Genomic DNA, 24192 nt, shown 5'->3' on the forward strand with positions numbered 1-24192 from the left:
TATGGTAGTTAAAATTAAAACAGCTTCATTAAATCGAAATAAGCAAGGTCAATTAACTGTCTCATTTGAAAACAATTCGAATCATCGTGTAGATTTATACTGGACAGAAGAAGCAAATGTTAATACAACAAATAAAACATTAATCAGTGAAGATATAAAATCGCCGTTTAGTTTTGAAGATCCTTTACAAGCGAAACGTCGTATTTATCTGATTTTACAAATTGGTAATGATTTCTCATATTTAGTTGCTGAACGAACTTTACCAATTACAGGTCTAAATAATTTCCGTGATTTTGGTGGTTATATTGGTGCAAATGGGAAACGGGTAAAATGGGGATTATTATATCGTTCTAATCATCTTCATGGTTTAAAACCAGATGCGCAACAATATATTAAAACATTAAACATCCAAACAATTATAGATTATCGTTGTGAAAATGAGATTAAAACTAGTCCGAATTCTTCAATTGGTGAAAAACAAACCTTTAATTTTGATGCTTCAGCACAAACAGCAGAACTTGCAGCTCAATTTGCAGCCGAGCCAAGCAATGAAGATCAAGCTTTAATTGAGAGTGTGTTAAGAGATATTCCGAAAGAATTAGTCAATGGTGAAGGCACCCAAGTTCTTGAACAATATCGTAACTTTGTATTGAGTGAAAAGTCAAAAAATGCTTATCGACAAATGTTGAGAGTGGTATTAGATGGCCACAATAGTCCAAGTATTCAACACTGTCGTGGTGGTAAAGATAGGACTGGCTATGGCGTATTACTTATTCAGGTAATGTTAGGAGTATCTGAGTCAGATATTATTTATGATTATATGCTAACTCATGATAACCGTTTAGAGCGCAATAAAATCAAAATGGAAGCTTATCGAAAAATAACCGATAATGAGGATGTTTTAGGATATCTGCTAAGTCTAATTGATACTCGTGAAAGTTTCGTATTAGAAATACTCAATACGATGAAAAAAGTTGCTGGAACACCAAGCAATTACATTAAACAAGAACTTGGTTTCACCGATCAAGATTTTGAAAAAATGCAGGCTATTTATTTAGAATCCTAACTTAATACCCTTAATCAAAAAGCGTAATAACCCATTACGCTTTTTTAGAACCACTTTAGTCTTTAGCCAAAGGCAAATTTTTAATCATAAATGCACTTAATCGTGATTAATTAATCTTGATTTTGTTATAAACCTTCCAGCAATTACTTAGTTAGTTTTCCGGATAACTATATATCCAAATAACATCTGAATAATTGGCAAAAGCGCTCGGAAATAGATAATGACCACGCAATAAAGGGAAATTAGCATATTTCCATTCTGGGTTAAAATCAGATTTATATTTGATAATAACGTCATACAATAACGTTGTGCAATATAGATGGTCTTCCTCACGAGAAGCAAGTTTAAACTCTTCTCCTTGTTTAGTTAACAACTCGGCAATAATTTGTAACTTTTGCTCATCTGTTAAAAAGTTTGGTCGCGCTATGGCATATTTCTCAGCTAATTCTGGAGCAGTAAAATCAGCCAAACTTGAAATAATAACTTGATTTGGAATATTCTCATCATCAGTTGTCGTGGCATGAATAACTTTTATTTCCGGTTCAATCGCGACAACCATGCCTATATGAGAAAATATACCACCATCAAGTTTTTTAACGATAAAACTATCTGTCTGAACACCACTACGAAAAATCCAATCACCAACATTAATTAATGAAGTCTTTTCCATATAGGAATTATCGGAATTTGCTAATTCTTGAGCATAAACTGGATTTATGATAAAGAGGAAAAAAATAAAAATATAATATGAAAATTTCATAAAATTTAGATTGGTTATCTATAACCTAAAAAGGATAGAATCACCTCTTTAGGTTATCAAATAATTATAAGAGTTATTTTATATTAATTAACCATTTACCATCAACTTTGATTAATGATAATGCTGAATTATTCTCAGTTCCATCTTTAAAAATAATGATTGTCTTGATAGTAGCTTGAGTTTTATCATTATTATATTCAGTTGAAGATATTTTGACTTGATCAAATCCACCATTTTGTTTTGCAGTGGCAACAGCTTGATCAATAGCTACTTTCATTTTACTTTTCATTAATACTTTAATATCTACACCATTAGTTTTTAATTCATCAGGAATATATAAAGCATCGAGAATACCATCAACATTACCACTGTAAGAATCTTTAATAAATTTCTCTGCAGCCACTTCAGGTGTATTATCATCTGAAGAACAAGCAGTAACGACTAATGCTAATAAAAACACACTTAAAAATTTAACTAACAATTTCATATTTTATTTCCTTTTTTGATTTTTTATCCAATAAATTGGTATTCTCATTGAACAACAAAAAAGAGTAAAAGCTACTTTACTCTTTTTTATATTTAAACGAGTAGTAATATATTATGTTTAAAATTAAAAACCGACTTCAATAAACCAATTTCCATCAACTTTGGTTAATTTAAGATCTTCATTTTTATTGGTATTATCTTTGAATATTACATTTATATCAATAATAGCACGACTTTTATCATCATTTAGATATTTAGTTGGTTGATATTCAACTTTAGCAATACCACCGTGTTGCTCAGCATAAGCTTTGGCTCTTATTGTTGCATCTTGCAATTTACCCTTAATCATCGTGCTCGCATCCGAAGATTTCTCTTCATCTGGCATATAAATCATTTTTATTATTGCATCAGCATCACCACTATACATGGCTGATACATACTTTTCTGCGACTTTTTCTAGTGAACTTTCACCTGATGAACACGCGATAGCGAATAAAGTTAAAAAGAAGATACTTACATACTGAGTTAATCGTTTCATTGTTTTTCCTAAATAATTTACTAAATTTAACTATTATTAATACTTGAAAATGTTAACAATATTTTGAAAGCATGGTGATAAGTACTCTGCAGATATTGTTTAATATTTAGATATGCGGCTTAAGGTTATAGTAACTAAATCAATAATGCAATAAAATTTGTTTTGCACATAAAAAATCAAATACCACTAATAAATTTAAATTAATTATCAATAAAGTCATTAACTTTATCTAAAATTTTTTAATACTGTTAACCACTCTTCGCTTAAATTTGCATGGATAGTTAATGGTTCATGGGTGACTGGGTGCATCATTTTGATAGTGCTAGCATGTAACATAAGACGTTTAATATCGAAATAATGATTAAAAGCACGATTTTGATGGAGATCACCATGTTTACTATCACCAATAATTGGATGGAAAATATGTTTTAAATGGCGACGTAATTGATGTTTTCGACCGGTCTGCGGTTTTAACTCAACAAAACTGTACCTAGCTGTTTGATATTTGCCTACGGCAATAGGCAATTCTATTTTACTAATGCCTTTATAAAAGGTTATTGCTTCTTGAGCAGGTTTATCTTTGTTGGCAAATTTATCAGCAATTTTATCTAACTCTTCAACTAATGGATAGTCAATGGTAGCTTCACCATCAATATAACCTCGCACAATAGCATGATAAGTTTTTTCGATCTGTTTTTCCGCAAACTGTTGTGACAATAAACGAGCAATATCGCTAGATAAGGCAAAAACTAATACCCCAGAGGTTGGTCGATCTAAACGGTGGATAGGATAAACATGTTGTCCAATTTGATCACGCAACGTTTGCATCACAACCACTGTTTCATTTTTATCAAGCCAGCTACGATGTACCAACCACCCTTCTGGCTTGTTAATTGCTATTAAATCATTGTCCTGATAAAGAACCTCAAAAACCATTTTAATTAATCCATTTGGCTATAAAAATAATTTTTTAAGCTCATTAGCGATACTAGAGCTATTATTATCACCAATCGTATAAACGGCTTTGGCTTTAACTTCATCATCAGCATTGCCCATTGCAATACCTAGTCCAGCAATAGCAAACATACTGATATCATTATAACTATCACCAAAAGCAACAATTTCACTTAATTTAATATTTTCATGTTCAGCCCAATGCTTTAAACCATTACCTTTTGTGTTACCTTTAACCGCAATATCGGCACGATTAGACCATGACCACTCACATGAGAACTCATCAAGTGCATCAACCGCATCGGAAAATTGTTTTAAGGCAGGTAAATTATGGCTACTGGTAGCAAATTTGAAAATCATATTTGCTTGTTCAATGACTTGTTCAAAATTATCAACTTTTTTGACTTCTGGTTGTAAGAATTCTGGTAATGAATTCAACCATTCAAAGAATCCTTCAAGATGATCATCAAGAACTTCATAATTCATAACTTGATCAGTATAAATCATGGTATGAATACCAAATTGGTTAACTAAATTTAACAGTTTTTTTGCTTGCTGTTTAGTCATCGGTTTAGCAGCAAAATTTTGTTGTTGTTTGAAATCATATAAATAAGAACCATTACAACAAATTGCCGGTGTTGATAATTTGAGTTGATAATAATAAGGATGTATTACAGTATGATGACGACCGGAGACTAAAATAACTTTAATGCCTTTCTCGCTAATTTTTTGGATCATATCTACTGTTTCAGGCAGAATTAAACGATTACTCGCCAGTAAAGTACCATCCATATCAAAAGCAACTGCTTTATATTTCATAACATCTCTCTTTCTAATTTTTGCTAAAATCTACGAATATTTACTAAATAATCTGTTTTATCTATTACGATAAATCATTAAATAACACTAAAATTCTATCTTTTGTCGACCAACAAATGAATGCGATAAGGTAGTACCGTCAACCATTTCAAGTTCACCACCCACAGGTACGCCATGGGCAATTCGAGTCGCAACGATATTAAACTCATTACACATCTGAGCAATGTAATTAGCTGTTGCATCACCTTCAACCGTTGGATTGGTTGCTAAAATGACTTCATGAATTGATTCTGACGCTAATCGGCTTTTTAGTAAATCAAGACCAATATCAGTTGGTCCAATACCATCTAGTGGCGATAAATGACCAAGTAAAACAAAGTAACGACCACTATACTGTCCGGTTTGTTCAATAGCAAAAATATCTGCTGGAGATTCAACCACACAGAGTTGATCACTGCTTTGACGACGAACATTAGCACAAATGGTGCAGATCTCTTGCTCTGTAAAAGTTCTACATGCTTTACAATGACCAATGTTATTCATTGCCTCATTTAGCTGATCAGCCAAATGAAGTCCTGCTTGACGGTTACGTTGTAGTAGATGATAAGCCATTCGTTGTGCTGATTTTGGACCAACGCCAGGTAAACAACGAAGTGCACTAATAAGTGATTCGAGTAACGGACTGATTTGCATGAATTATTTTGTTACCATATAGTTATATATAATTAATCAATAATACCTTGTTTCAATTATCTATAAAACAAGAAATATTCTATTATTTCAATTCCAAATTAATTAAAGTTTAAAAAAACTAACGTGAAATTAGTTGTTTTATACTTTTTAAATTTTCATCATTAATAATGATTAGCTGTTAAAAATAAATATCCCATTAAGCTATTTTTTGTTATGCCTAGTATAGCTTTTTGGCTCTTCACCTTTAAATAATCGCATAATATTACTACTATGACGAATAATAATTAAGCAAGAGAGCATTGTCACTGGTAACGTTAATTCGGGCTTGAAAAACCAAACAAATAAAGGCGCAAAAAGAAAGCCGATAATTGCAGCCACTGATGAATAGCCAGTAATAATTAACGCCAAAAACCACGTTAAAAGAAAACAGCCAGTAAAATCAAGTCCAATAGGCGCCATCATGCCTAAAGCAGTCGCAACGCCTTTACCACCACGAAAATGAAAGAAGCAAGGGAAAATATGACCAAGACAAGCTGAAATACCGATTATGCCTAAAAAGAAAGGCGATATCCCAAGTCGATAAGCGATATAAACAGGAATCGCTCCTTTTAACATATCAAAAATTAATACGATAACGGCAGGTAAACGGCCATTAATTCTTAATACATTGGTTGCGCCCGGATTATGAGAACCATGCAAGGAAGGATCATGTAACTTCATCACATGGCAAATAATCATAGCCCCAGACAGTGAACCACAGAGATAAGCAATGATGATCATTAATATAATTTGTAATGTCAAAATACCTCTCCTATGGTTACCGTAGTTTTAGTCTAGATTATTTATCTTTTTGTCGTTGCAATAATGGTTTCAAATATTGACCAGTATAGGATTTTTTCGATTTAGCAACATCTTCAGGGGTACCTTCAGCAATGATTTCACCACCACCACTACCACCTTCAGGACCTAGATCGACAATCCAATCAGCAGTTTTAACAACATCTAAATTGTGTTCAATCACTACGATAGTATTGCCCTTATCTCTTAAAGAGTGTAATTGAGCAAGTAATTGTTTTACATCGGCAAAATGTAAACCGGTAGTTGGCTCATCAAGTATGTAAAGAGTACTACCAGTATCTCGCTTAGATAACTCTTTTGCAAGTTTTACCCGTTGCGCTTCACCACCAGATAAAGTTGTTGCTGACTGACCAATGGTAATATAAGCAAGACCAACATCAATTAAAGTCTGTAATTTACGTGAAATCATAGGTACTGCATCAAAGAACTCTCGCCCTTCTTCAACCGTCATGTTTAGGATTTCATTAATCGATTTACCTTTATACTTAATCTCTAATGTTTCACGATTATATCTAGCACCATGGCACTGATCACAAGGTACATAGATATCAGGTAAAAAGTGCATTTCGACTTTTATTAAACCATCACCTTGACAAGCTTCACATCGTCCACCTTTGACATTAAAACTAAACCTTCCTGGATTATAACCTCGTGCTCTAGCTTCTGGCACACCAGCATAAAGTTCACGAATCGAAGTAAAAAAGCCTGTGTATGTAGCAGGGTTTGAACGTGGTGTTCGACCTATAGGGCTCTGATCAATTGCGATAACTTTATCAAAATAATTTAATCCTTTGATTGCTTCATAAGGCGCAATGTCACTTTTTTCCGCACCATTAAGTTCATTTTGGGCTAAAGGATACAAAGTATCATTAATCAAAGTTGATTTACCCGAACCAGAGACACCAGTAATACAGGTAAATAAGCCAACTGGGATATTCAAAGTAACATTTTTAAGATTATTTCCCGTCGCACCAATTACTGATAACATTTTTTTCTTATCGATTTTGGTTCGCTCAGCAGGAATTTCAATTTTTTCCTCACCAGAAAGGTATTTACCCGTTAATGAATTTTTACATTCCATTATCTGTTGTGGCGTACCTTGTGCAACAACTTCACCACCATGAACACCTGCGCCAGGACCGATATCAATAACATAATCAGCAGCCATAATCGCTTCTTCATCATGTTCAACGACAATAACGGTATTACCTAAATCGCGTAAGTGAGTCAATGTATCAATTAAACGACTATTATCACGTTGATGTAAACCAATCGACGGTTCATCAAGAACATACATCACACCAACTAATCCTGCACCAATTTGGCTAGCCAGTCGGATACGTTGCGCTTCACCACCAGATAAGGTTTCAGCAGAACGTGATAAGGTTAAATAATTTAAACCGACATTAATCAAAAATTGCAGCCGATCATTAATTTCTTTTAAAATCTTTTCAGCTATTTGTGCCCGTTGTCCAGTCAATGATAACTTATCAAAAAAGTCCTTCGCTTGTTGGGTACTTAAATTACTAATAGTTGGTAAATTAGTATCATTAATAAAAACATGTCGGGCTGTTTTACATAACCTTGAGCCTTCACAACATGGGCAAGGTCGATGGCTAATATATTTAGCTAACTCTTCACGAATAGTTTGCGAATCGGTTTCTTTATAGCGACGAGAAAGATTATTGATAATACCTTCAAAAGCATGTTTACGCTTCACAACGTCACCACGATCATTAGTGTAAACAAATTGTATTTCGTCACCACCTGAACCATTTAGTAAAATATCTTTCACTTTTTCAGGTAATTTTTGATATGGTTGATCGATATCAAATTTATAGTGTTCAGCTAACGATTTTAACATCTGAAAGTAATAGAAATTACGTCTATCCCAGCCTTTAATCGCGCCTGCGGCTAAGGAAACTTCAGGCATTTGTACAACACGTTTTGGATCAAAATATTGTTGTACCCCTAAACCATCACATTCAGGACAAGCACCAGCAGGATTGTTAAATGAAAACAATCTTGGTTCAAGTTCAGAAATACTATAGCCACATATTGGACAAGCAAAATTGGCAGAGAACAGATGTTCTTCAGCTTTGGGATCATCCAAATTTGCGACTTTAACAATACCATTGGTAATTGAAAGTACTGTTTCAATTGATTCAGCTAAGCGTAGTTTCAAATCATCACGAATACGAAAACGATCCACCACCACTTCAATAGTATGTTTTTTCTGTAACTCAAGTGTCGGAGGATCAGAGAGATCATAAACATCACCATCAACCCGAACGCGAATATAACCGCTAGCAGCAAGTTGTTCGAATAATTTCACAAACTCACCCTTACGCTCAGTAACCACCGGCGCAAGTAACATATAACGATTTTCTACAGGTAATGCCATAATACTGTCAACCATTTGCGAAACCGTTTGCGCAGCTAATGGTAAATTATGATTTGGACAACGTGGCTCACCAATTCGAGCAAATAACAGACGTAAATAGTCATAAATTTCGGTGATTGTGCCGACTGTTGATCGCGGATTATGTGATGTTGATTTTTGCTCAATTGAAATAGCTGGCGATAAGCCTTCAATATGATCAACATCAGGTTTTTCCATTAGTGATAAAAATTGACGAGCATAAGCTGATAACGACTCAACATATCGTCTTTGACCTTCAGCATATAAGGTATCAAACGCTAGTGATGATTTACCAGAACCAGAAAGACCTGTAATTACCACCAATTTATCTCTTGGGATAACTACATTAATATTTTTTAAGTTATGTGTTCTTGCACCACGAATATCGATATCTTTAATTGACATAGATCTCTTCTTATATGAGTGTTTAGATAAATAGATAAAAGATAAACTGTATATTATACCAGTATGGATTGATTAAATATACAACTATATAGCTCAATAGGGTCGGTTATTAGAATTTCAATAATATAAACCAAATTTGTTCATTAAATAATAAAAATAAAGCATTTTTTACTCATTCAAAAACCCCGTTCCTCAAAATTTTTCTAAATAGATCTTAGTACTAAAAAATATATTCCTATAACTTAAAATTATTTGTTTACAAAATGTAGCCATTTTACAATAGAAAAATAATCGTGTTTTATAGTGTGAGGATTAGTTTTGAATAATAATGTATTACAAGCTTTAAATTTATTAAAATCAAAAAAATGGATTGATTTAACCCATGCATTTGATCACAATTCACCACATTTTTTTATGTTTAATCCAGCCGAAATCAAAACGCTGTTTGATCATAATGATGGCTTTTTGGCACAAAACTTTAGTTTTGCTGGGCAATATGGCACTCACTTAGATGCGCCTATTCATTTTGTGCCTAACACTCGCTATTTGCATGAACTGGAGTTGCAAGAGCTTGTATTACCGTTAATTGTTATCGACCAATCGCAACGAGCACAACAAGATCCTAATTTCTCTTTTTCAGTAGCAGACGTATTAAGCTTTGAAAAGCAACATGGACAAATTGAAGCGGGTAGCTTTGTTGCATTACGAACAGATTGGAGTAAAAAATGGCCATCACAAACGGCAATGGAAAACAAAGATGCTGATGGGAATAATCAAATTCCGGGATGGGGACTTGATGCACTGAAATTTTTATTTGAGGAACGAAAAATTAAAGCTATTGGTCATGAAACTTTTGATACTGATTCAGCCAAAGCTTATAGAGAAAATAATGCTTTAAAAGGCGAATACTATGTTTTAGAGCAAGATACTTATCAAGTTGAGTTAATGACCAATTTAGATCAACTGCCAGCTAAAGGAGCGGTTATCTTTAATATTGTAGCCAAACCTAATAATGCATCAGGTTTTCCGGTTCGTTCTTTTGCTATATTACCTTAATTTATTCATCATGCCCTACTATCTATTTTGGTTAGATATTAAGGGATAATGTTTCGGCATATATTAATTTGCAATAAAAAACGGTCATTATGACCGTTTTATTTATTAATTCTCAATTAATTTCGGTGTAGCGTCCAAAGGGATTATAGCACCACGATACTGAATCACAGTTCCGGCAACTAAATGACCTTGACTGGCTGATTGTGAAGGAGTTTTACCACTTAAACGAGCAGCTAAATATCCGGCACTAAATGAATCACCGGCAGCTGTAGTGTCAATAACATCTTCTTTGGCAATTTTGTTAGCAGGAACTTCAAAACGGCCTTCTAATGAATCAATAATACAACTATCACTACCGCGTTTTATCACAATTTCTGAAACACCAAAGTTTTTAGTACGCTCGATAACTTGTTCATAAGGTAATTTACCCCATAATAGATCTTCATCATCTAAAGTTAAAAAAGCAATATCAGTGTATGACAAAATATCCGAATAAACGCGACGAGCTAAGTCAAAGCTACTCCACAAACGCGGACGGAAATTATTATCAAAAATAACTTTACCGCCATTCGCCTTAACTTGCTTTAATAGCGCTAATAATTTAACGATACTTTCTGCATCTAAAATTGCGATACTAATACCACTTAAATAAACATAATCACATTTAGCAATTTGCTCACTAACTTTGGCTGTTTCAGCTGTTTTTAACCAAAATTTAGCCGCTGCATCATTACGCCAATAATAAAAAGAACGTTCACCTTGCTCGTCAGTCACAATTGAGTAAAGTCCTGGCATTTTATCAGCCATTCTTTGAACTAGATCGGTTGAGATATGCTCTTTTTGCCAACTATCAAGCATTTCTTGGCTAAAAGGATCGGTTCCTAAGCCTGTCACATAGTGAATCGAAAAATCTTTATTGGTTAACAAACGCGATAAATAAACCGATGTATTGAGAGTGTCGCCACCAAAATTACGGGTTGTAGAATCTTGTTTTATTGAAAGTTCAATCATACATTCGCCAATAACAGCGATATTTGTAGTCATAGTGTTACCTAAAATCCTTACTCTATCTATAAATAATTCAATGCAATTTTTACCACAACCTTACGAACCGTAGCAATCATATTATCAACAGCACAAAGCGGTTTATGAACTTCATTGGGTAAAAAAACAATAAAATCGTTAGGCTGTAATACTAACATAGTTTCTTCGTTAGGCGTTTTGATAAAAGCAATATCATTTTCTGCTATTTTATCATCTAAAACTTGAGTGTGTGGAGGCAAAGTACAAATAGCCATACCTTCCTGACCTTCTAAAACAATTTGCACATCAATATACTTTTTATGATATTCAGGATTAGCGTCATGAATATATCTTGAGGAATTATCAGACACCATAAAAAACATATTATCACCATCAATATCATAACGACCAGCTGGTGTATTGCTATTAACGTTGTCCTTCACGTATTCAATCGATTGTTTAATTTTGGTCGGCAAATATGGAACTAAATCCAAATGATTAACATTACCTAAAATCATACTTAATGCTCCTTCACTTATAAATTGATGCAATAACTATTCACTATACTCTTCTACATACAACTATATGGAAGAATAAAATCTTTAGGCAAGAGTATATACTCAAGCAATAATTTTTTATAGATCATTTGTTAAAAATTAGGAAAAACAATCTATTATCGAAATTATGTAAATATTAAAAAACCGCAATTATGCGGTTTTAAAAAAGAAAATTTATAAGAATATATATAGATCAAATTATTTCTCTTTAGCAATTTTTTCCAATGCCAATGGTAAAAATTCATCTAATTGTTTTTCTACTTTAATATAAGCAGATAATGGTAATTTGTATGGGTCTGAAAGATCTTCATTTTTACCTGTGGCAAACTCCGATAATGTAAATACTTTACCTTTCGATTCAGGGAATAGACCTAAAATTTTATCTTTATGTTTTTGCGTCATTGTCAGTAAATATTCTGATTTATCGATATCTTCTTTAACTAATTGAGTTGCTTTATGTGATGATATATCAATATTTCTATCTTTTAATACTTTAACTGTATTTTCTTCTGGGGTTAATTCACTCGGATCAACATTAACCCCCCGTGATTGAACCTCAATATTGAGATTATGCTTGTTGACATAATCCTTAGCTAATGCTTCGGCCATAGGGCTACGGCCGGTGTTACCAGTACAAACAAAAGTAACAACGTGGTCGAGAGCAAAACAAGAAGCACTAAACAATGCCAATAAACCAACTAAATATTTTTTTAAATTAAACATATTTTTACCTTAATAATTAACCAAATAATGGGATTTATAATAACAAAAATAATGTTAAATCCTAATTAATTTTACTTCAATGCTTATTGACCTATATCATCCTATTTATTTCATTATTTAGATCATCTTTAATCTGCAAAAATAAATAAAGATAACCACTGTCTAGCGATATAATAGGATTATTAAAAGAAAACTACCCATAATTTTTATCAATATCGTTGTAATTAAAATGATAACCCTAACCCAAACAGGATTAAATTATCCATTGTTTTGTAAATTTAGGTAACAACCCACTCTATCTTAACATTTGGCTATTAAAAACCTATTCTGACGGTGAAAAATGAATTTTAATTTTCTTCTAACAAGGTTATTAAATGACTACGACTTTGCTGTAAAAGTTGAATTTGTTCATCTAGTTTTAACAAAGTTTCATTCAACCCCATTTTGAACTCTTTACAAGGCGAAAACTTTTTATTTTGATGTTGCCAACAAGGGAGGATCTTACATATAACTTTTAATGTTAATCCTGCATTATTTAACTTATGAATTAGTTTAACTCGGTCAATGTCCTCTATTTCAAACTGTCGATAACCTGAAACAGTACGTTTTGGTGAAAGAAGTCCTGCTTCTTCATAGTATCTAAGCATCCTTATACTAATTTGACTAAGTTTGGATAATTCACCAATTTTCATAACACCTCCTATTGACTCTAACAGCACTGTCATACTTTATCATATGCTCGTATTTATTAAAGGAGGTATTAAATGATCAAATTAATTACGTTAGTTAAACGCAAAAAGACATTAAGTTATCAAGAATTTGATGATTATTGGCGTAACCACCATGCGGCTTTAGTTAATTCACAAAAAGAAGCACTAGGAATTCTTCATTATGTCCAAAGCGTACCATTACAAGATAAAAATCCGGGAAATGCCATGCGCAATAGCAGAGATGCACCTATTTTTGATTTTGATGGAATGGCTGAAATTTACTGGCAAAGTAAAGAAAAAATGTTAAGTATCAGAACTTCACCTGAAGCCAAAAGAGCCATCCAATTATTATTAGATGATGAAAATCAGTTTATTGATCACTCACAATCGTTAATCTGGTATGCAACGGAACGAACGATTATTTAAAAGTATATGATTTACTATAATTCGTTATTATCATTTTAAATTCTAATAATTTTATTCTAAGTAAAAAAGCCATTCTGAAATGAATGGCTTTTATCCTTATTAAGTCTTGAGAGTTTTAAATTAAATGTATAATTGTATATATAATTAATAGTAAAGTATTTTATAGTGTATATAAAAATGAGCTATGCCATAATATTAGGAATTTTTGTTATATTATAGAGATATTTTGAATGTCATCACTCAAAATGCATGAAAAAAACATACTAGAAAAACTATTTAATCGCGGAGGTTATGTTTTAAATTTCAGTAATCGAACTTTTTCTAATTTTTTCCAAGAAAATGGTATAGATATTTATACTGAAAAATATAACTTCAATGGTGCTTCTAAAATAAATCGATTACGCTCATTTTGGGAGTTAGAAGATGATCAAACTACAGGTAAACTACTTGAGGCTCTTTTAGAATACGCTTGTACTATAGAAATAGTATCTAATGAAAATAAAAAAGCAGTACAAACTATTATTAATAGATTACTTAACAAATCTAGTGATGAAACAACAGAAAAAGAATTTTTAAATATAGATTATTCTTCAATTAACATTAGCAAACTAAATTTAGACACTAGTTTTGAATCAGTCATAAAACAACGACTCCATGAAATTAAATACACTATTAATAATGCACCTTTAGCTGCAATTTTTTTATGTGGTAGTACTTTAGAGGGTATATTACTTGACGTAGCAGGCAAAAACCCTAAATTATTTAATCTAGCAAACTCAGCGGCTAAAGATAAAAATACAGGTATAGTTCTTCAATTTCACGATTGGTCATTAGCGCAGCTTATAGATGTTGCTTATGAAATAGGGCTTATTTCTCTAGATATAAAGAAATATGGACACACACTGAGGGACTTTAGAAACTATATTCATCCAAGACAACAATTAGCTCAAAGATTTAATCCTGATAATTATACAGCTAAAATCAGCTGGCAAGTTTTACAAGCTGCTATTGCTAATTTGACAGGACAACGATGAATTATTTTGTGTTTTAATCTATATAATTATCATAAAAATTATGCTTTTGCTTGCCGCTGAATTGCAGTAATAACAGCTCTATTATCATCAACTATTTCATTAATTATCGTTCTCAATGCTCCAGTCGTTTTGCTATAACTTCCGATATACCCTGATTGAATTAGCCCTAAAAAAGGACCTTGCCTTAAATATTGCCCTTTTAGTTGATTGTAACTAATTCTTACTCCTTTTCTGGGACCTCTTACTCTTGAACTATCTACAATTTTTTCATAATGGTCTAGTGGAAGAATAATAGATCCATTTTTTAATGCAGCATCACGTTTTACAAATTTAAGATAAAATGCACTTTTATTAAGACGATATTCATTAGTATCAGGTCCTAAACATTGATTAAAACGTCGCATTCGAGTAAGTTCATCCCTCATTTTTTCATTAGGATAATAAATCCAATCTCTTTGTGTTGAATTCTCATTTTGTTCTAACATTTTATATTGAACCATGACTGTGTTTTTTTGAGTTAAATTAATATAAATTAAATCAACACCTAATGCTTGTTCTAAAGTTGTTCTATTTGCAGTGTAAATTTCTAGATACTCACCATTTTTTTCAAATAATGCTTTACCTGTTAGTGAATTTATTTCTAAAGAATACCTTGATAATAAGGAGTAAACATCTTTAGCAATGGCATTATCTTCAATAAATCTAGTGGGTTTTAAAAGTTTTAATTCAGGATCTCCAAAGTTTTCTGATATTAAATCGTTTTTATCCTTTAATCTAAGCAATCCTGTAGATTTATCTTCCATCAAAGTGATATCTAAAGCAAATTCATTGTTATTAATACCAAATGCTCTTAATGCTGTTTGAATTGCATCCTCTTGCAAGGCTGAATTATTACTATATTTTGTTGGAGTATTGAGAGATTCAGATATATATTGTAAAGAATTATGATTACTAGTGAAACTACTCAACAACTCTATCAATTTCACGCTAAGATTTGGTTTTACATAAGTGACTTGTTTCTTTATTGATAATATTTCACTCACAGCCAAATCATGATTCTTATCTAACAGTTCTTTTAGGTTACTAAATAATTTTTTGCCATTTTTATACTTAATTCTACTTTCAAACGTTGAAATTGCAGCATTTGAACTCAGTACACCTATATTTAATTGGGTTTTGCATGATTCGAGTGGTTGGTATAAAATGAAACAAACTAATGGCGGTGATATTTTTTTAGTTAAATCATGAAGGTAAGTTTTGGTAAACTCATTAAGACCATGTTTAGATAATGATGCCCTTTCAACCATCTCGGAATCAAACTGAAGAATTATACAACCTTTTCTTTTAACAAAAGAAATTAATCTAAAAAACCATGTATCATCCATTGTGCTTCACCATGTTTATAATTTCTTCTTCTATAATATAAAAATCTAATTCCTAATTAATTCTAAATAAACTTTTGATTTCCATGAAACTATAAAATTAAGGTATTTTATAAAAATAATGAGGAATTTATAGAAATTATTTTTAATAACTTAATTTAATATTTGTTTGTATAGCAAAATTTTATTATTGCTATTTTCTTAACCGAGAGTTAAAAGATCTAACTTTTGCTAAAATTTAATAAAATAATAATATAAATTTGTAAAAAAATAAGCAATACAAAATTAGATAATTAAAAAAGCCAGTGATATAACTAATATCACTGGCTTTTAGATACACTAATTATAATTAGTTATCAACTAAAAAAGTCTTTACTCCCACTCAATTATTGAAATTAATATCAATTCTTTTAAATTCAATTAATTATAACAATGCCAATTTGCACCTACCGTCAAAAATACCGTCATCAGTATTTATTTAAATCTCACTTCACAATTTCACATCAAAACACAATCAATATAAAATACCCAAAAAATTCTAACCTTACTCATCATGATAACAATAAACTACACGCTACCAATTTACATACGCCCGAAGATTTTATCGGGCGAGTGCTACATTATCAACAGCGACGACGAGCACAATTACGTGTTCTATCAAACGCAGAAAACACTATACGATATCGCCGATTTTGTGATGTTGTCTGATGCTGTAGAGTATTGTAAGTTGAAGATTGATGCTATGACTGCAGAGGCTATTGTGGCTTTTCTGGAAAAATAACGTTGATATCTGATACATCTAATTTTTTTAGATTAATTCGATATAGTTTCCATTTTTTTAACATTGCTACATCGTCATCAGTGGCATCATCGAACTCTATTTTATCGTTGAGTATATCTATTTCGCTGTTGGCTTCTTTCAATAACGATTCTTTAATATGCTGATTTTGAGTAATTATTTGTTCATTCGTTAACCTCATTGGCTCAGGCTCAATAAAAATTAACTTGCCATCTTTAATTTTTAACGCCTTACCAGCCTCGTTAGCTTTTATCGCAGCTTCGGCGTATTCTTGATTTGTAATTGTCATATTAATATCCTTGTACTGTCCATCTGATCCAACCGTCACACGCTATAGTTGAGTATGCAGCTAACCAAAATGATGATTGATACAATTCAGAGGACGAAAATGCATTCATTCCCCAAGCTCCACTATAGAGTTTATCAATGGAAACTCCATAGTGGAGCGTTCTCATTGGTTTCAGCAAATTAATTAATGTGCCACAAACCACATTTGCATTCGGTATTCCTATTAATGCTGTGCTTGATTGCACAATAAAACCATCTGAATAGACACGGTACCAACTATAACCATCACAATATGACTCAACAACGTAAATACGATTATTGAGAGTATTAATTTGATTTCTAGTATTAGATAACTCAGTGTTGATTAACTCAATTTTATTATCAACGTCAGTTAAATCAGTAATAACAGATTTACCACCAACTGTTAGCGTCTTTTCAAACTCAACATGATCACCTACTGAGTAGGTAGGTACGCCATTTACTACACTTCTAATAGATGGTAACGCACCTATAATGTCTGGTGTTGGTTTATTATTAGGTGAATATACTCTATCGCCATTTTCTGTTAATAAATTAACGTCTAACTGACCATTGATACATTGTTTTTCATTTCCATTTTTTTGAATAAAATTAGAATTATCAACTGTTGATGCCCATTCTTTTGCCTTATCAGCACTTGCTTTTGCTTCATCTGCAAATGATTGAGCATTAGTTTCCGATGCTTTAGCTTCAGTTGCGCTAGTTGCCGAGTTTGTAGCTGACTGACTAGATTCGGTTGCCGAATCTCTTGCATTATCTGCATAGCGATTAGCTTCATTTGAACTTGTTACTGCTATACTAGCCGCTTCTGTTGCTGTTGCTGATGATTTGTTCGCTGAACTAGCAAAATCTTTGGATTGTTCAACCAACTGTATTAATTCTTTTTGTATTGAATACTGTGACTTAATAGTGACAACTCCGCCATCGGGAGCTGTAACAGTAACTTCCCCTTCACCTGTTAATGCTGTCTGCCAACCTTCCATTTGTTGCTGATAGTAATTGAGCATTTCAGATATACGCAACGCTAATGCTTCTATTGATACTTTTGGGACGGTTGGTATTTCATAGTCTAAACCTGATTTTGTTTCGCCGTCATACTGTTTAGCTAATGTTAATTCAGTGTCAGATTGTACTGATGCAATTTCGTATATTTCGATTGTATTTTGCGTTTTTAAAATTAGCATTTGACCAGAACAAATACCAATCAGCGGATTAGTCCATTTTGTCCCGCTACCAATGACTTTTTTGCTGTTTTGCTCCAATGTTATAGAACCTTCTTTATACCACGCCATAATTTACCTCATTTTAGACGTAAAAAAACCGCTTTATGCGGTTATTAAATTTATATTTTATTTATCGACCTCTCGCGCCGCCACCTGATGGTTGGCAATCTACATGTGGTCTTGCGCCAATAGGCGCTACATCACAAGAAATTTGGTTACTATTTTTTTGCTGTTCACTCAAACCCGGTGTACAAGCGGATAGAAAAATAGATAAAATGAAACATAAATTTACTAATAAAAAATTTTTCATTGATATTTCCTCGTGTCAATGTAAGCTATATCTCCTATTTGGGGATAATTATACTGATATTTATCGCTTGATGTATAATACATCAGATGCAAACCAACTTGGCTTCCTATAGCTGTTGAGAAGATATGGTATGTAATATGCCCTCCATTAGCACCAATAGTAAAAGATTTTAAACCGTAACTAGTACAAAGAGCGGCTACTGGGAAACCTTGTTCAATCATTATCATATCTGTTAATTTCCTCTCCCCATTTTGACCAAAAAAATAATGATCAGGTTTTGGGCAAAATTTTATCTCAAGCGGTTGGCAAATATTATTGTAAACCAAATCTTGACCTTTATTATATATTTCTAGTCCATAATTCGTTAATTTTGGTATAAAATTCGCAAACAAATAAATTTCTAACTCAAAGCCCTCTGAATCAGCGTCAATTATAAATGTTTTATAGCCATTTATCGGATTAGATTGAATTAGTCTAGCACTTGCTGTCCTCCACCTCAAATTAACTGCCCGAATAAATGGTAAAACAATATATCTATCAGGAATGAAAGTATTAACACTTATTTTCTGTTTGTTCCTAGAAGCAGGTACATTTATTATGATTTTTTTTATAAAATTCATAGGAGTAACATTCGGAGTTATAAATGTTTTTTCATCATTACCCCTTATAATCAACCCATAACTCATTATATAGCCCTTAAAAAAACAAAAATATCAAAAGAATATCCACCGCAAGCCCATTTTAAAGTGTTGTTAAAAATTTCAACATTTAGAAATGCGTTAGAATCACTTTGACCAAAAGATGAAACCCAGCTAAAAGTAAATAAATCATTTTCAAAAGAGTAAGTTTTTTGTCCATTAGTCCATGCATCTATATGGAAAAAATCCAAAATATAAATAGGTTGGATGAAACTAATAACATCACGCTGATCATCATCAAAAATTTGTATTCCAAACATATTATCTACCTCAATTTACCTAATTTAACGCGTAACGTGCCTCTTTCATCAAAGACCTTTACTCCCTGATTATTAATTAATACTTTGCTTTGCCCTTCAAACATCCCATTTATTTCAAACTGTCCATTTTTGTGCAAAATCCACCCCGTTCTGCCTTGAGAGTAATTATCAGATTGAATTGAACTAGCAATTTTAGCACTAGTTATTGATGCGTCTTTAATTTTAGCGTTAGTAATTGAAGCATCACCTATAACAGCATCATTAATAATGACTTGATTGCCGTGTGTTGTGAAAACTGTTTGAGGATTTCCTCCAGCCGCATTCATTATTGAAAAACGATCTTGCAAAAAGATAACATTAGACTGCATACCTTTATCGGTATTTTCAACCCCCATCGTCATGCCAGCAACATACTGTTGACCTTTATTGTCAACTTCAACCTTCATTGTTCGATATGCGGAAATTTTTCCATCTAAATTATTTACCGTTTTACTAACATCAGATATTGAGGTTGAAACGTCACCAACTTTTGTGTTGATAGATTGAATTGCCTGCGCTGTTGCTGAATTTTGTTCCGATACTGTCTGTTTCAGCTCACTTAAATTGCTACTCACATTACCAAAATTTGACTTCAATTCGGTTAGTATCATTGCTGTAGCTTCTTTTTCAGATAATAAAACAGCGTTGGTTTCAGTAATTTCAGCGGAAAGCTGACCGTTTTCTATTCTTCGGCGTTTAGTTTCCATGTCATTAGATAATGCATTTTCAATAATTGATTTTGCATTTTCTATTGAGCTAATAGTCGAATTATCTACAGAATCTACTAATGAATTCCACGCGTCAGTTCCTTTGATTTCATTGAAAATATGATCAGTTAACTCATAAGTGTTAGTGCTTGAAATACCTCTAACCCAATCTGTCCAATCGCTTGTATTACCGACTTTATCGACTAATCGCGCTCGATAAAAAAATACCTGTCCGATTGATAACCCAGTTTGAGAATAATTAAAAATTGGATAAGTTATATTGCTCAGCAATAGTGCGTTTTCTTCGTTTTCATTAGTAGAGTATTGAATTTCTGTATGACTAGTATCACCACTACCTTTTGGAAATGACCAATTTAAATCAATTCCGAATATCACATCATCTGAAGCAGTAAAGTTTATCGGCTTATCAGGTTTCCCAACTTTTCCTTTAATTGCTGTAGATTCAGAGTAAGCCCATGGAGACGAAACATCGACAGCGTTAACCGCCCGTACACGGACATCATATACACCTGAATAAATACCGTTAACGGTGAAACTAGTGCCATTAGTTTTTCCAATATTAATCCAGTTGCAATTATCTTTACGCCATTGTGCAACGTAATTTGTAGCGCCATCCACTTTATCCCAGTTTACGTTCATAGATGCTACAGATAGACCCTGTGAAACATGGCTACTTTCAGAAATAATTATATTTTTAGGAGCTAATATAGTACCAGGAGGTGTCACCGTTATTGGTTTTGGCTCTAATCGTATGCCATCGTCAATATATTTAAATTTATCAGGATCATGTTGAACTGCTGTTATAGTAAATTGTTGGTTTTCTTTTGCTGATATAGATGTAACTCTGTAATATTGAATAGCAACATTATCACTATCAATACACCAAACTGCTTCAGCAACAGGGGGAACTTTATAATTAGCTGTTACAGTAACTGTTTTTTTATCTTCACTAATTGATTTTATAGTTCGGCTTTGTGCGGTTCCGTCGGGTAAATTAATTACTAATCTGTCCCCTACATCGTAATCAATCGGTCTATCTAAAGTGATTTTTCTGCCAGATACATTATTAATTCTACCGCCATTTTCTTTGCCCGAACGCGAAGGATCGGCGATACCAATAATACGAGTAGGTAAAGGAATATAACCGTCCAGACCTACAGTGAAGGTCACAATGCCATCTTTTACGTTAGAAAGCAATGCCCAGCGGCCTCGGCGTTGCGCCTCGCTTTGTGATGTACAGCCAATGGCAGTTAGCTTCATAACATTAACATCATAACGACGCATTAAATCATGATCCCAGACAGATTCAACATCATCACAATAATGGTCATCAGGATTAGAATAAGCAACCAAGCACGATGTATAACGGTTTTTATACGAACCGCCCGAATAGACAAAATCACCAACAACATTTGAAGAATGGTAAATAAAATCGGGTTCATCTTGTGGCATATCTGCCGTTAAATAAATTTGATCGTTTCCCCAGAAATTCATTCCTCGAAATGAAGCGACCAAATCCTTTAAGACTGTATAAGCATCACGTTGACTTTGTATAAACTCATTACAAGCAAAACGAGGCTCTTTACCACCTTTGCCATCAGAAACCATTTGATCACAATATTGAGCAATTTGATAAATAGCCCATTTATCAACCATCGTGGAATCAATTCTTAATCCCATTCCCGCTATCTCATCACGCATTAAATAATGAGCTAGCCACGCGGGATTATTAGTGTAAGCCATCTTGAAAGTACCATTCCATTCACCAAAATAATTTCGTGATACTGGATCGTAATTATTGGGAACTTGGACTAATTTTCCTTTCAATTTGCATGTTATTTTTGGTACAGACCCATTAAATTGACTTGCATCAAGCTCCACATAAAGTAGCGCTGTATTTGGATAACGTAATTTACTATCAATAACTTCAGCATAAGAAAAAACGCCAAAATCGTTCACTAATTTGCCTGATGTTGAGTCGGGAGTTATTCGTCTGACACGAATTGTCCAGCCTTGAATGGCATTAGGAAGATTTATACGGTGATCTCGTTGGTATTCTGACGTTGTTTTTCCGATGAACGCACCATTAACAACTGTTTCGAAAACACTACCATCAACAGATAAATCAATAGCATAATGCGTAATTGTTCCAAGTGAATCGCCATTATCTTGATATTGGACATGTACCGGTAGGTTTAGTTTTATTCTTATTGCATCAAGTTCCAAGTTAGAAAAGGAACGCACCCAAGGTTTGTTGGCTTTAACTTTATAACCAGCTCTCAATTCATTACTGACCTCAGGCATCCCCTGGATATAATCTTGTGTTTGACTGCCATTACGAAATTCCCAATGAACACCTTTAAAATTATACGAGTCATCAGGATTTGCCAGAGGTGTGTTATCAATAAATATATTTTGTGCCGTTAAACCACCCTCGATTTCACCTTCACTTAATGCTATAAGTGCTTTAAGTTTAGCTGTTGAAAGCAAGTTGTCTGGCTGTTCGTAAGGCTTGTGCGGTTTCTTACTTCCACCTTTTTGACCTTCAATAATTTTCATAATTCACCTATTGTTGATCTTCCGTATAAATACCTGCATTAATAAATGCGCCACCAATTTCACGTTCACCTAACAGAATAGGCACGGGGTAGCCAACAGAGTTAGTATTAACTGGTGCACCAAATGCGTAATTGGGTTTATTTTCAGCGTGAGATGATGTACCCGCTTTAAATTTAGGTTGAGGGCTTAATGCTTGAACAACACCGCCAAGCATCATACTGATACCGATACTTGTTAAAATTGAGGTGGCAGAAATAGTAGCCGCTGTCATTGCTGCCCCCCATGCGGCTAATGATGCTCCTGCTGTAAAAAATGCCGCTACTAAAGCAATTGCTCCAATAATAATTTGAAGAAAACCACCTCTTTTAGCGCCTTGTGACACAGGCATAATCATGTAGTTTTTACCAGTTGCATTAATATCAAACTCATCTATACCAATGTTTTTACCATCTACAAAAAAAGCAAATTTAACGCCTTTTAAATGCGCGGTGGACATGTATTTTTCGAAGCCTTTTTTGGTTGCGCATAACGCTCTCAATAACTCCCTAATATTTTGGACATCGTATTGATGACTTTTGCCAAATTGTTTAGCCATCGAACCTTTAAAAGTAACGCTACTTAACATCGAATCGCTCCTTGTGTCGCACAATGCGGACTGTTCTATCTCGAAAATATTTGCCGTATGGGGTTCGTGAAGATAACTGACCGAATGCATGGTGGAGAATGAGATTATCACCAACATAAAGGGCGGCGTGATTTGTTACGCTTGAATTAAGCTTCATCATTATCATGTCACCAACTTTCATGTCTTTTAATTCAACCTCAATAAATCCTTCAGCTTGCCAGTTGTCGTCATAAATATTCTCTTTTCCGTCTTCCCACCATTCTCGCGCAACCGAATAATTTTTAAGTGAGATATTAAATTCGCGTTGATAATAATCCATGATCAAAGCCCAACAATCAGCATAACCAAGTAGCCATTGACGACCAGTATAATCTCGATTAACTCGTGGTGAAATTGTACAAAAATCGCCTTCCGGATAAGACACAATGCCCCACTCAATGCCTGAATAATCACATTGAATACGGTCAAACTCAGACGGCACGAGCATTGGCGAATCTGGGTGAGAATGTATAATCATAATGATTTCGCCTTGCTGTTCAGCCTCTAGCTGTTCATCGGGCGAAATTAGAAAATGCTCTTTTGGATTATCCGACATGTTTTTACATGGTATAAATTTTTGTGTTTTACCTGTATCAACAATCAACCCACAAGCCTCGTTCGGATACTCTTTTTCAGCGTGTTTTAAAATTGAATCAAATAATCTTTGTCGCAT

25 protein-coding genes are annotated in these 24192 nt (G+C 33.3%); 4 read left to right on the forward strand and 21 right to left on the reverse strand.

All coding sequences use genetic code 11. From position 1 onward, the window contains the following. The first annotated feature begins 1 nt into the window (after nt 1). Nucleotides 2-1066 carry a tyrosine-protein phosphatase gene (locus H3U97_RS04160; protein WP_110453494.1) on the forward strand — a complete coding sequence of 355 codons (1065 nt, stop codon included), beginning with the start codon at nt 2-4 and terminating at the stop codon, nt 1064-1066. Nucleotides 1067-1217: 151 nt separating this feature from the next. On the opposite strand, the gene H3U97_RS04165 is transcribed toward H3U97_RS04160, so the two are convergent. The 8 genes from H3U97_RS04165 to uvrA all read right to left on the reverse strand — a co-directional run bounded on the left by H3U97_RS04165 (nt 1218) and on the right by uvrA (nt 8995). After that, nucleotides 1218-1736: a YiiX/YebB-like N1pC/P60 family cysteine hydrolase gene (locus H3U97_RS04165; protein WP_198198270.1), complete on the reverse strand. Its 519-nt coding sequence runs from the start codon at nt 1734-1736 to the stop codon at nt 1218-1220. A 163-nt stretch (nt 1737-1899) separates the two neighbouring features. Next, nucleotides 1900-2313: a DUF4878 domain-containing protein gene (locus tag H3U97_RS04170; protein ID WP_086320116.1), complete on the reverse strand. Its 414-nt coding sequence runs from the start codon at nt 2311-2313 to the stop codon at nt 1900-1902. A 123-nt stretch (nt 2314-2436) separates the two neighbouring features. Beyond that, nucleotides 2437-2850 carry a DUF4878 domain-containing protein gene (locus H3U97_RS04175; protein ID WP_198192098.1) on the reverse strand — a complete coding sequence of 138 codons (414 nt, stop codon included), beginning with the start codon at nt 2848-2850 and terminating at the stop codon, nt 2437-2439. Nucleotides 2851-3075: 225 nt separating this feature from the next. Next, nucleotides 3076-3786: a tRNA pseudouridine(65) synthase TruC gene (gene truC, locus H3U97_RS04180; protein WP_086365328.1), complete on the reverse strand. Its 711-nt coding sequence runs from the start codon at nt 3784-3786 to the stop codon at nt 3076-3078. 18 nt (nt 3787-3804) lie between these two features. Further along, entirely contained in the window at nt 3805-4623 is an 819-nt protein-coding gene (locus H3U97_RS04185; RefSeq protein WP_198198272.1) for a pyridoxal phosphatase, read from the reverse strand. A gap of 87 nt (nt 4624-4710) precedes the next feature. Then, the gene (gene recR / locus H3U97_RS04190; RefSeq protein ID WP_065612883.1) at nt 4711-5316 is read right to left on the reverse strand and encodes a recombination mediator RecR; all 606 of its coding nucleotides are present in this window, start codon (nt 5314-5316) and stop codon (nt 4711-4713) included. A gap of 201 nt (nt 5317-5517) precedes the next feature. Continuing rightward, the gene (gene plsY, locus H3U97_RS04195) at nt 5518-6117 is read right to left on the reverse strand and encodes a glycerol-3-phosphate 1-O-acyltransferase PlsY (RefSeq protein ID WP_232343735.1); all 600 of its coding nucleotides are present in this window, start codon (nt 6115-6117) and stop codon (nt 5518-5520) included. A gap of 37 nt (nt 6118-6154) precedes the next feature. Then, on the reverse strand, nt 6155-8995 hold the full coding sequence (gene uvrA / locus H3U97_RS04200) for an excinuclease ABC subunit UvrA (RefSeq protein WP_198198388.1): 2841 nt from the start codon (nt 8993-8995) through the stop codon (nt 6155-6157). Nucleotides 8996-9319: 324 nt separating this feature from the next. Between uvrA and H3U97_RS04205 the strand changes: the two genes are divergently transcribed. Then, nucleotides 9320-10057 carry a cyclase family protein gene (locus H3U97_RS04205; RefSeq protein ID WP_232343737.1) on the forward strand — a complete coding sequence of 246 codons (738 nt, stop codon included), beginning with the start codon at nt 9320-9322 and terminating at the stop codon, nt 10055-10057. 105 nt (nt 10058-10162) lie between these two features. Here the strand turns inward: H3U97_RS04205 and H3U97_RS04210 are convergent, their stop codons facing one another. The 4 genes from H3U97_RS04210 to H3U97_RS04225 all read right to left on the reverse strand — a co-directional run bounded on the left by H3U97_RS04210 (nt 10163) and on the right by H3U97_RS04225 (nt 13052). Next, nucleotides 10163-11101 carry a sugar kinase gene (locus H3U97_RS04210; protein WP_198198274.1) on the reverse strand — a complete coding sequence of 313 codons (939 nt, stop codon included), beginning with the start codon at nt 11099-11101 and terminating at the stop codon, nt 10163-10165. 26 nt (nt 11102-11127) lie between these two features. Then, nucleotides 11128-11598 (reverse strand): YhcH/YjgK/YiaL family protein, encoded by a 471-nt coding sequence (locus H3U97_RS04215; protein ID WP_198198276.1) that lies wholly within the window; start codon nt 11596-11598, stop codon nt 11128-11130. 237 nt (nt 11599-11835) lie between these two features. Beyond that, nucleotides 11836-12360 carry a low molecular weight protein arginine phosphatase gene (locus H3U97_RS04220; protein ID WP_198198278.1) on the reverse strand — a complete coding sequence of 175 codons (525 nt, stop codon included), beginning with the start codon at nt 12358-12360 and terminating at the stop codon, nt 11836-11838. A 347-nt stretch (nt 12361-12707) separates the two neighbouring features. Further along, entirely contained in the window at nt 12708-13052 is a 345-nt protein-coding gene (locus H3U97_RS04225) for a MerR family transcriptional regulator (RefSeq protein WP_198198280.1), read from the reverse strand. Between the two features lie 72 nt (nt 13053-13124). On the opposite strand from H3U97_RS04225, the gene H3U97_RS04230 reads away from it, so the two are divergent. Together H3U97_RS04230 and H3U97_RS04235 are read left to right on the forward strand one after the other, a co-directional pair. Next, complete coding sequence (locus H3U97_RS04230) at nt 13125-13496, forward strand: EthD domain-containing protein (RefSeq protein WP_198198282.1); 372 nt, start codon at nt 13125-13127, stop codon at nt 13494-13496. Nucleotides 13497-13726: 230 nt separating this feature from the next. Beyond that, nucleotides 13727-14530: a hypothetical protein gene (locus tag H3U97_RS04235; protein ID WP_110454758.1), complete on the forward strand. Its 804-nt coding sequence runs from the start codon at nt 13727-13729 to the stop codon at nt 14528-14530. 38 nt (nt 14531-14568) lie between these two features. Here H3U97_RS04235 and H3U97_RS04240 read toward each other — a convergent pair whose 3' ends face one another. The 9 genes from H3U97_RS04240 to H3U97_RS04280 form a co-directional block, all read right to left on the reverse strand. Then, entirely contained in the window at nt 14569-15915 is a 1347-nt protein-coding gene (locus H3U97_RS04240) for a hypothetical protein (protein WP_198198283.1), read from the reverse strand. A gap of 752 nt (nt 15916-16667) precedes the next feature. Next, nucleotides 16668-17000, reverse strand: coding sequence for a tail fiber assembly protein (locus H3U97_RS04245; protein ID WP_198198285.1), 333 nt, complete (start codon nt 16998-17000; stop codon nt 16668-16670). Between the two features lies 1 nt (nt 17001). Further along, complete coding sequence (locus tag H3U97_RS04250; protein ID WP_198198287.1) at nt 17002-18330, reverse strand: hypothetical protein; 1329 nt, start codon at nt 18328-18330, stop codon at nt 17002-17004. A 61-nt stretch (nt 18331-18391) separates the two neighbouring features. Further along, complete coding sequence (locus tag H3U97_RS04255; protein ID WP_198198289.1) at nt 18392-18571, reverse strand: hypothetical protein; 180 nt, start codon at nt 18569-18571, stop codon at nt 18392-18394. After that, nucleotides 18568-19257, reverse strand: coding sequence for a hypothetical protein (locus H3U97_RS04260; RefSeq protein ID WP_198198291.1), 690 nt, complete (start codon nt 19255-19257; stop codon nt 18568-18570). The genes H3U97_RS04255 and H3U97_RS04260 overlap by 4 nt, the downstream gene beginning before the upstream one ends. Beyond that, nucleotides 19257-19529 carry a hypothetical protein gene (locus tag H3U97_RS04265; RefSeq protein WP_198198293.1) on the reverse strand — a complete coding sequence of 91 codons (273 nt, stop codon included), beginning with the start codon at nt 19527-19529 and terminating at the stop codon, nt 19257-19259. Before H3U97_RS04265 ends, H3U97_RS04260 begins: the two co-directional genes overlap by 1 nt. 5 nt (nt 19530-19534) lie before the next feature. Further along, on the reverse strand, nt 19535-22855 hold the full coding sequence (locus tag H3U97_RS04270) for a host specificity protein J (RefSeq protein WP_198198295.1): 3321 nt from the start codon (nt 22853-22855) through the stop codon (nt 19535-19537). A gap of 7 nt (nt 22856-22862) precedes the next feature. Further along, nucleotides 22863-23480: a tail assembly protein gene (locus H3U97_RS04275; protein ID WP_065578841.1), complete on the reverse strand. Its 618-nt coding sequence runs from the start codon at nt 23478-23480 to the stop codon at nt 22863-22865. Next, nucleotides 23470-24192 carry a C40 family peptidase gene (locus H3U97_RS04280; RefSeq protein ID WP_198198297.1) on the reverse strand — a complete coding sequence of 241 codons (723 nt, stop codon included), beginning with the start codon at nt 24190-24192 and terminating at the stop codon, nt 23470-23472. Before H3U97_RS04280 ends, H3U97_RS04275 begins: the two co-directional genes overlap by 11 nt.

This window comes from Gilliamella sp. W8128 (assembly GCF_016100545.1).
Lineage (GTDB): Bacteria > Pseudomonadota > Gammaproteobacteria > Enterobacterales > Orbaceae > Gilliamella > Gilliamella apis.

Bases quoted from the DNA above. Each gene is read 5' to 3' on its own strand.
- truC (WP_086365328.1), bottom strand. From the start codon at position 3,786: ATGGTTTTTGAGGTTCTTTATCAGGACAATGATTTAATAGCAATTAAC.
- H3U97_RS04275 (WP_065578841.1), bottom strand. From the start codon at position 23,480: ATGTTAAGTAGCGTTACTTTTAAAGGTTCGATGGCTAAACAATTTGGC.
- H3U97_RS04240 (WP_198198283.1), bottom strand. From the start codon at position 15,915: ATGGATGATACATGGTTTTTTAGATTAATTTCTTTTGTTAAAAGAAAA.
- H3U97_RS04260 (WP_198198291.1), bottom strand. From the start codon at position 19,257: ATGAGTTATGGGTTGATTATAAGGGGTAATGATGAAAAAACATTTATA.
- H3U97_RS04170 (WP_086320116.1), bottom strand. From the start codon at position 2,313: ATGAAATTGTTAGTTAAATTTTTAAGTGTGTTTTTATTAGCATTAGTC.
- H3U97_RS04175 (WP_198192098.1), bottom strand. From the start codon at position 2,850: ATGAAACGATTAACTCAGTATGTAAGTATCTTCTTTTTAACTTTATTC.
- H3U97_RS04215 (WP_198198276.1), bottom strand. From the start codon at position 11,598: ATGATTTTAGGTAATGTTAATCATTTGGATTTAGTTCCATATTTGCCG.
- H3U97_RS04220 (WP_198198278.1), bottom strand. From the start codon at position 12,360: ATGTTTAATTTAAAAAAATATTTAGTTGGTTTATTGGCATTGTTTAGT.
- H3U97_RS04280 (WP_198198297.1), bottom strand. From the start codon at position 24,192: ATGCGACAAAGATTATTTGATTCAATTTTAAAACACGCTGAAAAAGAG.
- H3U97_RS04265 (WP_198198293.1), bottom strand. From the start codon at position 19,529: ATGTTTGGAATACAAATTTTTGATGATGATCAGCGTGATGTTATTAGT.
- H3U97_RS04235 (WP_110454758.1), top strand. From the start codon at position 13,727: ATGTCATCACTCAAAATGCATGAAAAAAACATACTAGAAAAACTATTT.
- H3U97_RS04245 (WP_198198285.1), bottom strand. From the start codon at position 17,000: ATGACAATTACAAATCAAGAATACGCCGAAGCTGCGATAAAAGCTAAC.
- H3U97_RS04230 (WP_198198282.1), top strand. From the start codon at position 13,125: ATGATCAAATTAATTACGTTAGTTAAACGCAAAAAGACATTAAGTTAT.
- H3U97_RS04225 (WP_198198280.1), bottom strand. From the start codon at position 13,052: ATGAAAATTGGTGAATTATCCAAACTTAGTCAAATTAGTATAAGGATG.
- recR (WP_065612883.1), bottom strand. From the start codon at position 5,316: ATGCAAATCAGTCCGTTACTCGAATCACTTATTAGTGCACTTCGTTGT.
- H3U97_RS04165 (WP_198198270.1), bottom strand. From the start codon at position 1,736: ATGGAAAAGACTTCATTAATTAATGTTGGTGATTGGATTTTTCGTAGT.
- H3U97_RS04270 (WP_198198295.1), bottom strand. From the start codon at position 22,855: ATGAAAATTATTGAAGGTCAAAAAGGTGGAAGTAAGAAACCGCACAAG.
- H3U97_RS04250 (WP_198198287.1), bottom strand. From the start codon at position 18,330: ATGGCGTGGTATAAAGAAGGTTCTATAACATTGGAGCAAAACAGCAAA.
- H3U97_RS04160 (WP_110453494.1), top strand. From the start codon at position 2: ATGGTAGTTAAAATTAAAACAGCTTCATTAAATCGAAATAAGCAAGGT.
- H3U97_RS04255 (WP_198198289.1), bottom strand. From the start codon at position 18,571: ATGAAAAATTTTTTATTAGTAAATTTATGTTTCATTTTATCTATTTTT.
- H3U97_RS04185 (WP_198198272.1), bottom strand. From the start codon at position 4,623: ATGAAATATAAAGCAGTTGCTTTTGATATGGATGGTACTTTACTGGCG.
- H3U97_RS04210 (WP_198198274.1), bottom strand. From the start codon at position 11,101: ATGACTACAAATATCGCTGTTATTGGCGAATGTATGATTGAACTTTCA.